We start from the raw sequence: 240 nt of genomic DNA, 5'->3' as shown, positions 1-240 counted from the left end.
CAAAAACAACCCCATGCAAGGTCTCCAACTTCTCCATGGAAAGTGTTTCCTTAGAAAGAGAAGTCGCACTTTTTATCTGTAGCGTACCATCTATAGTCTGTAATTTATCACAAGTAATGCCTGTTGCTTTATTAACGAACAACCCTTCACCTCCTACGTGAAGCAATTCCGGAATATCCAGCGATTTACTTTGTAAAGATATTGCTAACGAACCCTCTCCCTCTTTATAATATACAGGAG

The 240-nt window shown here is 39.6% G+C and carries 1 pseudogene; it reads right to left on the bottom strand.

Annotated elements, in window-relative coordinates:
- Nucleotides 1-240 (bottom strand): annotated as a pseudogene (locus AB5935_RS27715) (epidermal growth-factor receptor (EGFR) L domain protein); the annotation flags it as partial.

This window comes from Phocaeicola sp. RTP21198st1_B8_RTP21198_201120 (genome assembly GCF_040929485.1).
Lineage (GTDB): Bacteria > Bacteroidota > Bacteroidia > Bacteroidales > Bacteroidaceae > Phocaeicola > Phocaeicola dorei.
The sequence above is the reverse complement of the archived record's forward strand: the minus strand, read 5'-3'. Positions and strand labels throughout refer to the sequence as shown.